The 11669-nt window shown below is 31.2% G+C and carries 10 protein-coding genes and 1 pseudogene; all 11 read left to right on the forward strand.

Annotated features, from left to right (window positions below; genetic code table 11):
• The first annotated feature begins 145 nt into the window (after positions 1-145).
• The 11 genes and pseudogenes from HGD80_RS01635 (at position 146) to HGD80_RS01685 (ending at position 11472) form a co-directional block, all read left to right on the forward strand.
• Positions 146-424, forward strand: coding sequence for a hypothetical protein (locus HGD80_RS01635; RefSeq protein WP_219475335.1), 279 nt, complete (start codon positions 146-148; stop codon positions 422-424).
• Positions 425-453: 29 nt separating this feature from the next.
• On the forward strand, positions 454-609 hold the full coding sequence (locus HGD80_RS01640) for a hypothetical protein (RefSeq protein ID WP_219475337.1): 156 nt from the start codon (positions 454-456) through the stop codon (positions 607-609).
• A 127-nt stretch (positions 610-736) separates the two neighbouring features.
• The gene (locus HGD80_RS05375; protein ID WP_219475340.1) at positions 737-1096 is read left to right on the forward strand and encodes an HAD family hydrolase; all 360 of its coding nucleotides are present in this window, start codon (positions 737-739) and stop codon (positions 1094-1096) included.
• 10 nt (positions 1097-1106) lie between these two features.
• Positions 1107-1562, forward strand: a complete 456-nt coding sequence (locus HGD80_RS05380; RefSeq protein WP_219475343.1) for an HAD family hydrolase — start codon at positions 1107-1109, stop codon at positions 1560-1562.
• Between the two features lie 12 nt (positions 1563-1574).
• Positions 1575-3253, forward strand: a pseudogene (gene asnB / locus HGD80_RS01655) (asparagine synthase B).
• Positions 3254-3455: 202 nt separating this feature from the next.
• Positions 3456-3809, forward strand: coding sequence for a hypothetical protein (locus tag HGD80_RS01660; protein WP_219475345.1), 354 nt, complete (start codon positions 3456-3458; stop codon positions 3807-3809).
• Positions 3810-3874: 65 nt separating this feature from the next.
• Positions 3875-4909 (forward strand): phenylalanine--tRNA ligase subunit alpha, encoded by a 1035-nt coding sequence (pheS, locus tag HGD80_RS01665; protein WP_219475348.1) that lies wholly within the window; start codon positions 3875-3877, stop codon positions 4907-4909.
• Positions 4896-7364 (forward strand): phenylalanine--tRNA ligase subunit beta, encoded by a 2469-nt coding sequence (pheT, locus tag HGD80_RS01670; protein ID WP_219475351.1) that lies wholly within the window; start codon positions 4896-4898, stop codon positions 7362-7364. Before pheS ends, pheT begins: the two co-directional genes overlap by 14 nt.
• A gap of 186 nt (positions 7365-7550) precedes the next feature.
• Entirely contained in the window at positions 7551-9179 is a 1629-nt protein-coding gene (locus HGD80_RS01675; protein WP_219475354.1) for an ABC transporter ATP-binding protein, read from the forward strand.
• 224 nt (positions 9180-9403) lie between these two features.
• The gene (pdhA, locus tag HGD80_RS01680; RefSeq protein WP_219475356.1) at positions 9404-10495 is read left to right on the forward strand and encodes a pyruvate dehydrogenase (acetyl-transferring) E1 component subunit alpha; all 1092 of its coding nucleotides are present in this window, start codon (positions 9404-9406) and stop codon (positions 10493-10495) included.
• Between the two features lie 2 nt (positions 10496-10497).
• Positions 10498-11472: an alpha-ketoacid dehydrogenase subunit beta gene (locus tag HGD80_RS01685; protein ID WP_219475358.1), complete on the forward strand. Its 975-nt coding sequence runs from the start codon at positions 10498-10500 to the stop codon at positions 11470-11472.
• Positions 11473-11669 lie beyond the last annotated feature (197 nt).

An 11669-nucleotide genomic window follows, 5' to 3' on the forward strand; every position in this document is an offset into this window, starting at 1 on the left:
ATTAAAAAAATAAATAATTTCTTTTTGATGAAATTTCTTTGGAACTCCAATCGTAAATGCAACAATATATTAAAACATTTACAAGACATTCACACCATTTTTGATAAATTACAACAAGACAAAAAAAATAACTGATATTGAAATTATGATGCTTTTAACATACGATCAATCAGTAACTTTTTTTAAAACAAAATACGGTTTAGTAAGTGGCTCTTATTTTATGGATGCAAGTTTTACTCAAACTAACACAAATATCAAAAAAACAGCTGAAGGCTTAGAAATACACCACATAAAAGAATATCAAGCAAGAGGATTATCAAATCCCAAATACGTCAAACACCACCCTTTTGAATACCAAAAAGGCATTAATTTGGTGTATTGTAATTTATTAGAACATTTTTCTTTTGCATTTAAAAATTTGTGATTATTCCAAAAACCCTTTACATCCTGAAGTTGGCAAAAAAGGGAGCAGAAATTATTTTTCATCGTTTAGCTAAAATCTTTTTTGACAATCCTTTTGAATATCAAAAAACAAATGCATATCAGCCCAAAAAATTTATTATCAAAAAAGTGATTTTTGGAAATGCTTTTATTTATACCAAAGTTTAAAAGTTTATTTATGACAAAATAAAAATATTTGATTTGTATAATATTTTATGTCATTTATTTTTTTCATCATTTTTGCATTAATTAGTTATCTTTTGATTATAATATATCAAGGAATAAAGGAACAAATATGAAAAAACTATTCTTTTTTGATATTGACCAAACTTTATACAACGGCAAAACCAAAGAAATTCCTTCACAAACCACAAAACTTTTACAAACCCTAGCGCAAAACCCCAATAATATTTTAGGAATTGCTACAGTAAGAAGCTACAAAGGTTTAAGCGTTTTAAAAGAACTTACTTCTTTATTTAAGTATTTTGTTGTTCTAAATGGAGCTATTACTTGGAAAGCCACAAATATCGTCCAACAAACTTGCATCCCCAAAGAACTTGTAATTAAACTAAATTGCCAAGCCCAAAAAAAAAGGAATCATAGTTATCAATGTCAGTTTAGAAGAAAAGGGCATAACCCAAACAACAGATCCTGATTCTAAAAGTTTGTTTGATAATGTAATGTTGCAAAAAAATCCCATCAAAAGCAATCTTCATTTAGAAAAACCTATTTATAAAATTAATTTATTTCATCCCAATACCTCCCTTGTTGTTGATTTTTTAAAAGATTTTGAACAAATCCACGTTTATTATTGGAAAAATGGTGTTGTAAGTTTAAGTGCCAAACAAGTTAATAAAGCTTATGTTATCCAAGCAATTATGAAAGACAACAAAGACTGCCAATTAATTTGCATGGGAGATGGTTGCAGCGATTTTGAAATGCTTCAATTTGCAGATATAGGAATCGTCATGGCAAATACTCATTATGAAACTCTTCACAAAGTTGCCAATTTAACTGCTCCTCACATCGAAAAAACGCTTTATATGATTTTTTTAAAGATTATAATTTGTTATGAAGTTGTTTATCGAAGAAAAAATAAAATGTGTTTTCAATGCGTTTAAAAGGAGAATAAAATGTGTTCAATTTTTGGAATACTAAATATTAAAACCGATCCACAAATGTTGCGTGACCAAGCTCTTAAACTTTCCAGTTTGATGCGTCATCGAGGACCTGATTGGTCAGGAATTTTTGCCTCTCAAAAAACCATTTTAGCACACGAAAGACTATCAATTGTAGATGTTAATGCTGGAGCTCAACCACTTTATAATAAAACCAAAACCTTAGTACTTGCAGTAAATGGAGAAATTTATAACCACCTAGATTTACGCCAACAATACAAAGATAAATACGAATTTCAAACAGAATCAGATTGTGAAGTTATTCTAGCACTATATCAAGAAAAAGGTGTTAATTTTTTAGATGAATTACAAGGAATGTTTGCATTTATTTTATATGATCTTACAAAAAACACCTATCTTATAGGACGTGATCATATGGGAATAATTCCACTTTATATGGGATATGACCTTAACCAAAATTTTTATATAGCTTCTGAAATGAAAGCCTTAATTCCCATTTGCCAAACCCTTTCTATTTTTCCTCCAGGAAATTATTTATCTAGTGAATCTGGCAAAATGGTGAAATATTATAAACGAAATTGGATGGATTATCAAAATGTTTACAACAACAAAACCAACACAACCCAATTACGCAATTTTCTTGAAGCATCAGTAAAAAAACATTTAATGTCTGATGTTCCTTATGGCGTACTTTTATCTGGTGGTCTTGACTCTTCTATTATTTCTGGAATCACTAAAAAATTTGCCAAACACCGCATAGAAGAATCAAGTAAAAAAGAGGCTTGGTTCCCTTCACTTCATTCTTTTGCTGTAGGTCTTAAAGGCGCTCCTGATCTCAAAGCTGCCAAAGAAGTAGCCAGTCATTTAGGAACAGTCCATCATGAAATTAATTTTACTATTCAAGAAGTCATAGATGCTTTAAAAGATGTTATTTATCACATTGAAACGTATGATATTACAACTATTCGTGCATCAATTCCTATTTATTTAATGGCTCGCAAAATTAAAGCTATGGGCATCAAAATGGTTCTTTCTGGTGAAGGCGCTGATGAGATTTTTGGAGGTTATCTATATTTTCATAAAACCCCTAATGCTCAAGAATTCCACAAAAAGAAACAGTCCGTAAATTAGCTTCATTACATTTATATGATTGTGCACGAGCAAACAAAGCAATGAGTGCTTGGGGAGTAGAGGCGCGAGTGTCTTTCTTAGACAAAAACTTTTTAGATGTTACTATGAGACTTAATCCCAAAGATAAAATGTGTGGCACAAATGGCAAAATAGAAAAACATATTCTACGACAAACATTTGAATCTTATTTACCCAAAAAGATTGTATGGCGCCAAAAAGAACAATTTTCTGATGGAGTAGGCTACAGTTGGATTGATACTTTAAAACAACTTGTCCAAACCAAAATCACAGATACACAATTAAAAAATGCTTATGTTCGTTTCCCTTACAATACTCCTACAAACAAAGAAGGCTACATGTATCGCGAAATTTTTGAAACCTTATTTCCTTTGCCAAGTGCAATAAGTCTTGTTCCTGGTGGTCCTTCAATTGCTTGTTGTACTGCAAAAGCTATCGAATGGGACAAAGCTTTTAAACAAATAAACGACCCTTCGGGACGCGCTGCATTAGGAGTGCATAATGAAGCTTATAAGGACAAATAAATTTTATTCAACAATCCCTAACTTAACTTAACTTTATTTTTTGCTTTTAATTGTTTTGCGCGAACCAAATAATAAAAACAAACAATAAAATAAAAAAACTAATCCAAAATCACAAATCACAAATTATATTTTTTGCAAACATTTCTAACACCCATTTTGCAACTCCAAATTTTTACAACTTTATCCCAGAAAGGATATTTATATGAACCAAAAACCAAGAAAAGTCTTAATTAAAAAAAACAATTTGCCCCAAACCAACACACCCAAAAAACCTTTTTTAAGTAGCAAACTATTAAGCAATTGCATTATTTTTAACTCTATTGTCATTGTTGTATTAGCAATTTATTTAAGTAACCCTACTCAAACAGATATTTATCAAAAAACCACCCAACTACATTTAACAGCAATGGTAGCAGGAATGTTTTTAGGAGGTACTGTTTTAGGATTAAAAAAAGGATCTTTTGGCGTTTCTTTAGGAGTTTTATTAGGAGCTACCTTAGGAATGTGGCTATCGTTACTTACTAAAGGAAACATTATTTCGATAATTCAAATGTAGTTTTTAATTTTAACCCCAACCCCAATATTTTTCATTTCCAAAATAAAGAAAGTGTTATCATTTTTATGCAAACCAAAATCAAAAATCTAACCGCACAATTTCACACCAGTTTACAAAAAAACAAACACAATTTAGACCAATTAATGACCTTAGACAAAGAATTTTTAGGCAAAAAGGGCATCTTGTTTGAACTTACCCAAGAGCTAAAAAGCCTTCCTCATGCCCAAAAAGTAGTTGCAGGCAAATTAATTAACGTTTTAAAACAAGAAATTATTTTCACTTTACAAAAAGAAAAAGAAATTTTACAAAGAAACCAACTAAACGCCAAATTGCTCCAAGAAGAAATTGATCCTACTTTACCAGGATTGAAATTTTTCCAAGGAAGCACCCACCCCCTTAATCAAATCATTGGACAAATTGAAGATTTATTTTTATCTTTAGGCTATGAAATTAAAGAAGGCAACGAAATTGAAACTGATTTTTATAATTTTGAAATGCTCAACATGGGCAAAGGCCACCCCGCAAGAGCAATGCAAGACTCTTTTTATATCGACCCCCAAAAACTTTTGCGCACCCACACTTCCAACGTCCAAGTCAAAGAAATGAAAGCTCGCCAAGTAGGACCCCTCAAAATTATTTCTCCTGGAAAAGTTTACCGCAAAGACGATGATGACGCCACTCATAGCCATCAATTTATGCAACTCGAAGGACTTGTCATTGACAAAAACATTAATTTTTCCCATCTCAAAGAAACTCTTTTACTCATTACCAAAGAATTATTTGGCACTTCCCAAGAAATTCATTTAAGAACGTCTTATTTTCCCTTTACCGAACCTAGCATTGAAGTTGATTTAGTAATTACCAAAAAAGATGGCACCAAAGAATATTTAGAAATTTTAGGAGCTGGTTTAGTGCATCCCCAAGTTCTTAAAAACGCTAATTATGACCCTGAAAAATATCAAGGTTTTGCCTTTGGAATAGGCATTGAAAGAATTGCTATGATTAAATATCAAATTGACAATATTAGACATTTTTATACTAATGATATTCGCTTTTTAAAACAATTTGCAAGGAACACTGCCAACAATGAAAATTATTGAAAATATTTTAAAAAACCATTTTTCGCAACCCCTTTCCCAAAATATTTCTGCCTTAACTAACAATTATATTACCGAAGTGCAAAATTTTTCCCCCCTATCCAAAAACACTAATTTAGTGGTGGGGCAAATTCTTAACTTTCAAAAAATGCAAGGTTCCCAAAAATTAAATTTAGTAGAAGTTAACACTGGCACAAAAGTAGTCAAAATTGTTTGTGGAGCTTCTAATTTACAAAATGGCAAAAAAGTTATTGTAGCTTCAGAAGGTTCTTTTTTGGAAGGCATCAACGCCACCCTTAAAAACAAAAAAATTTATGGAGTTTTTTCAGAAGGAATGCTTTGTGCTTTGGAAGAATTGGGAATTAGTACCAAATTTTTAACTCCCCAAGAACAAGAAGGAATTTATCTTTTTGATGACCCCAACGACCAAATTGCTTTGGGAAGTAATGCTTTAATTCCTTTAGGACTTGATTGTTTTATCTTAGAATTAGGGCTTACACCAAATCGTGGCGACCTTTTATCTCACCTAGGTTTTGCCAAAGATCTCAAAGCAGTTTTGTCTTCTCAAAGTTCCAATAACAATCAAGAAACAAAAGCAACCAACTACAAAACAAAAAACAACGAAGACCAAACAACCCGAAAAACGCTCCCCCAATTAAACCCCGATTTTTTTGCAAACTTGCCTCAATCTCCTTTAAAAGTCCAAATTGAAAACGACAGTTGTTATGAATACAACGCTTGCATCCTGGAAAACATCAAAATCAAACCTTCTCCTTTATGGTTGCGAAACACCCTCTTACAATCAGGCATAAACCCAATCAACAATGTTGTTGACATCACTAATTTAATTTTAATCGAATACGGTATTCCCCTACACGCTTTTGATTCTGAAAACATCAAACAAATCAAAGTTAGAAAAGCCTTACCACAAGAAAATATTACAACTCTTAACCAAAATGATTTTGTTTTAGATGAAAATGATTTAGTTATTACAGATGGCAAAAAAGCCATTGCTCTAGCTGGTATTGTAGGACTTTTAGAAAGTAGCATTAAACCTACAACTACTAAAATTATTCTTGAAGCTGCTTATTTTTCGCCCCAAACTATTGCCCAAACTTGTCAAAAACTCAAAACCAAAACTGAAAGTTCCCTACGTTTTGAAAGAGGCATTGACCAAAGCCTTATTCCTTTAGCTTTTCAAAAAGCATGCCAACTTTTAGTCACTTTAGCAGATGCCAAAATTACTTACCAACCTATAATTACAAAACAAAAAAACCGTACCAATCCTACTATTTCTTTGAATCTTGATTTTGTTACAAGAAAAATTGGCGTTTCTTTGTGCCCTACTCAAATCAAAAATTGGTTATTAAACCTAGATTATCAGATACATACATCCAAACATTTAGGACCACAGAACAAAAACGAACAATTAAACCTCCAAGCTCCTTTACGTCGTTATGATGTCAAAATTAAAGAAGATGTCATTTCTGATTTAACTAGACTTTATGGTTGCCATAAATTACCTCCCCAAACAATTCAAATCCCTACTCAAGGAAAATTAACCTTAAAACAAAAAAATATTAGAGAATTGCGTAAACTCTTAGTTAATTTAGGATTTTATGAAACTATTACTTACAGTTTAATTAGCTCTGAGATGTTTGAAGCTTTTACTCCTCAAAAACCCTTTATCAAAATAATGAATCCTTTGTCACAAGACAAAATGATTTTAAGACAAAGTTTGCTAAGTAGTTTAGTAGAAGTTTTAAGCTATCAGCACAAACGACAAACTTTTGATAATGCTTTTTTTGAAATTGGAAAAACTTATTTTCCCAACCAAGAAACATTAAGTCTTGCTTTTGCTTTGAGTGGTCATTTCTTAAATTCCTTGTGGCACAAACAAGATGTTTCAAGTTCTTTTTTTGTTACCAAAGGCATCCTTGAAAAAATTAGTGCTTTTCTAGGCATTACCCTTACTTATCAAAAAACACAACAACATAGTAATTTTCATCCAGGAATGCAAGCCAATTTGTTATTTAACAATCAAATAATAGGAGTTATCGGAAAAACACATCCCCAACTTAATACCAAATACCACTTAAAAGAAAGTTTTCTTTGTGAACTTTTTTTAATGGATGAAATTCTTAACACTACAAAAACGTTTACCTTCCAACCAATTCCTAAATTTCCTACTGTTATTCGTGATTTAGCCTTTTTAGTAGATACCAAATATTCCTTTTATCAAATCGAACAAACCATTAAACAAACTACCCCTTTTGATTTAATCAAATGTGAATTATTTGATGTTTATCAAATACCTACAACCAAAGAAAAACATTCTCTTGCCCTTAGAATTTTTTTCAATAACTTAGATAAAAACTTAGAAAAACAAGATGTAGAACATTGTATGGAAAAAATTACTTCTAATTTGATTAAACACTTTCATATTGAAATTAGATAAAAATAGATAAAAAAATATTGCTTTTTAAGTGTATATGCAAATATAATAATTGTGGTAAAATAAGTAAAATAATAGGGTAGTTAAATTAGTTTTTTACCCTTTTTATCTTTTTGCCTTTTTACATTTGTATAATTATAATTTTTTTTAATCAATAAAACAACAAAACAACTAAAGGAGTCTTTAAAAATGTTTAATGTCAACCATTTAAGCAAAAATTACGTTACTAAACGCGGTAATATGACGATGGCCTTACAAGACGTTTCTTTAAAATTACCTGATAAAGGTATGGTTTTTATCTTAGGTAAATCAGGTTCTGGTAAATCTACTTTATTAAATGTTTTAACAGGCATTGATGTTGCAAACGGCGGCGTAGTTGAAGTATGCAAAGTTCCTATTACAACTTTTAATCAAAAATATTTAGATAATTATCGTAATGGAATGATTGGTTTTATTTTCCAAGAATTCAACTTAATAGAAGATATGAATGTATTTGAAAATATTGTCTTAACATTACAATTACAAAATAAAAAAACAGATGTTGCCTTAATTAATGATTTAATGAATCAAGTAGGATTGGATGTTTCATTCCTAAATAGAAGAGTTAATGAACTTTCAGGAGGACAAAAACAACGTGTTGCTATTGTTCGTGCTTTGGTGAAAAATCCTAAAATGGTCTTTGCTGATGAGCCTACAGGAAATCTAGATTCAGAAACAGGCACCCAAGTTTTTGATTTACTTCAAAATTTAAGTAAAGAAAAATTAGTAGTTATTGTATCTCATGATAGCGAAAATGCTTATAAATATGCTGATCGTATTTTAGAATGTAAAGATGGTAAAGTCATATCAGATATGACAAGAAAAAAAGACACTACTAAAAAAAGCAAAGACAAAAAACAAGTATTTAAAGAAGGTCAAGTTCTTACAACTGAAATGATTGCAAACTTAACTAACTTAACTAAAAATCCTGCTTTAGAAAACTTTGATAAAACTGATGAGACTAAAGTATTACAACAAGATACTGATTTTGTATCTTTTCCTAGTTGTTTGCCTTTTTCGTTTGTTGCTAAGGCTGCTTTAAAGAGTTTTAAAAACAAAAAGTTTTTCTTGGCATTGGCTGTTTTAGTAACTGCTATTGCAACTTTTATTTTTATGTTTTTTGCTTTTACATTTTTGAGTTATAAATGGTTCGGAATCTGTGATAAAATATATCAAATGTATGAATTATTTGAAGGATATAAAGGATATGGAGAATTATATTTGTTTGTTGGTGTTGCGCAAATAGCTGTTAAAACTATTCAAATTATAAGTAGCCCTATGTTCTGGGTTTGGATTTTATCTATTCCAGGTGCTATGATTATGCTTTATTTTTCTATGAGTGCCAAACTTCAAAATAAAAAAATGGGTATTCTAAGAGCTTTGGGTTCTAATGGTGTTAATGTTGGTAAAATCTTTTTAGTTGAAGCATTCTTTTTTGCTTTATTTCAAATGGTTTTAACTTTTGTATTATTATTAAGTATTTTACTTTGGTTTAAAGATGCATCTATATTATTTTCATCTTTCGATATGAAACCGTTGCCCAATTTTGAAAGTGAAAATGAGATTATGGTTTTCTTTAATTCTTTAGTAAATTCGAAAAATAAAGGCATTTTATTATGGTTTACATCACCATATTTAGCTTTCAATCCTTTTGTAAGAGTCCTTTTATTTAATTTATTATCATTTAGTTATGTCTTTTTAATGACTCTACTATTTATATCTTTCATTATTTATAAATGGTCTAACAAAAAACCAGTTGACATTATCAACAATAAATAAATATTAATTGAAATACCATATATTATAATATATGGTATTTTTTTTATCTCTTAAACTTGCAATTTTCATTATTTTGTTTCATCATTTGTCTTAATTTCAAGTACAATTTAAGTGTAGATGTATATTATCAAATAACACTAAATTAATTATATTTAGTAACAAAATAAAGATATAATACATTTAATCAAAAACAAACTAATATAAATAAAATAAGGAGTATTACAATGTTAACGAATGTGTACGACCCCCTAAAAGGCAAACAATTCCAAATACTTGACGAAAATGGCAACCTTGTTCAACCTGAATTAGAACCAAAATTATCTAAAGATGTTTTATTAAAAATGTATAAAACAATGGTTTTAGGTAGACAAGCTGATTTAGCAGCCTTAAAATATCAACGCCAGGGACGTATGGGAAACTATTTACTTAACTCAGGGCAAGAAGCATCTCAAGTAGGTGTCGCTGCTGCCTTAGAACCCCAAGATTGGGTATCACCTTATTATCGTGATGCAGGAATTTTTCTTTACCGTGGAGTTTCTTTAGAACAATTTTATCTTTACTGGTATGGCAATGAAAAAGGTTCTCAACTAGACCCTAAGTTGCGTATTTTACCAGCTAACATTATTATTGGCTCTAGTGTTAATTTAGGAGCAGGTCTTGCCTTAGCAAGCAAAATGCAAAATAAAAAAGAAGTAACTATTGCAACTATTGGAGACGGAGGAACTGCACACGAAGAGTTTAATGCAGGTCTTAACTATGCTGCTGTTTTTGGAGTACCATTAGTAGTATTTATTCAAAATAACCAGTATTCTATTTCTAATCCTCGTAACAAAGTATCCAAAGCTAAAACTTTAGCTCAAAAATGTTATGCTTGTGGAATTCCTGGCATGCAAGTAGACGGCAACGACATTTTAGCTGTTTATGTAGCAGCCCAAGAAGCCTTTAACGAAGCGCGCAAAGGAAACGGACCTACTTTAATTGAAAATGTTTCTTATCGTCTAGAAGCACACTCCACTAATGATAATGCTTCTGTTTACCGTAGCAAAGAAGAAGAATTAGAGTGGCGCAAAAAAGACCCAATTGTACGTTTTCAAAAATACTTGATGAATAAAGGTTATCTAACTCAAAAACAAGTAGAACAATTTGAAAAAGAAGCCCAAGAAGAAGTTGTTTTAGCGCACCAAAAAGTAGAACAAACAGGCAACAACATCGATATTAAAGATATTTTTGCATACACTTATGAAAAAATGACTCCTCAATTAGAAGAACAATACGAAGAATGCAAAGCTTTTTTCAAAACAAAGGAAGGTAAATAATAATGGCTTCAATGACATTACTAGATGCAATTAATCAAACTTTAGATAGCAAGTTAGCAAAAGATCCTCGAGTAGTTCTTTTTGGACAAGATGTAGGAAAATTAGGCGGCGTTTTCCGCGTAACTAAAGGCCTACAAGACAAACACGGAGAAACTCGCGTTTTTAATGCCCCTATTGCTGAATCTTCTATTATCGGAAGTGCTATCGGACTTGCCATTAACGGCATGCGACCAGTTGCAGAAATCCAATTTGATGGTTTTATTTTTGTAGGACTAGAAGACCTATTTGCCCACGCAGCCCGTTTGCGCAACCGTAGTCGTGGTAATTACACAGTACCTATGGTAGTAAGAGTCCCAGTTGGTGGAGGGGTAAAATCCTTAGAACATCACTCCGAATCATTAGAAGTAATTTTAGGCTCTGTTCCTGGTCTTAAAGTAGTTATTCCATCTAATCCTTACGACGCTAAAGGTTTATTAATGGCTGCTATTAACGACCCTGATCCAGTAGTCTACATGGAACCTAAAAGAATTTATCGTGGTTTACGTCAAGAAGTGCCCGAAACAGATTACGAAGTCCAAATCGGTAAAGCCAAAGTCGTTCAAGAAGGCACAGACATTACAGTTGTAGCTTGGGGAGCAATGGTACCAGAAACACTATTAGCCCTTAAACAACTTGATCCTAATGTTTCCGTAGAACTAATTGATTTAAGAACTATTAATCCTATTGACAGAGAAACTGTAATTACATCTGTTAAAAAAACTGGACGCTTTTTAGTAGTTCATGAAGCATGTAAAACTTACGGACCTGCAGGAGAATTAATGGCTTTAGTTAACGAACAAGCTTTCTTATACCTAGATGCAGCTCCTGCCAGAGTTACTGGAAATGATATCACAATGCCTTTAGCCAAAGCAGAACATTATCAGTTTTTAAGCCCTGAAAAAATAGCTGATGCTATTAAAAAAGTGGTTTGCGAATAAGATAACAAAAAGATATAAGGATATAAAAATATAAAGGCAAACCAACCCTTTTCTTTTGTCCCGAAAAACAACACATTAAAACTACTTCCAAATCAAATTAAAAACTTAAAATCTCTAAATAAAACTAAAAACCACAATCACAACCATAACCACCAACCAAAACACATACCAAAATAAAAATTAAAAACTTAAAAACC

The sequence above is a fragment of the Paulownia witches'-broom phytoplasma genome, from assembly GCF_019396865.1.
Taxonomy (GTDB): domain Bacteria; phylum Bacillota_I; class Bacilli_A; order Acholeplasmatales; family Acholeplasmataceae; genus Phytoplasma; species Phytoplasma asteris.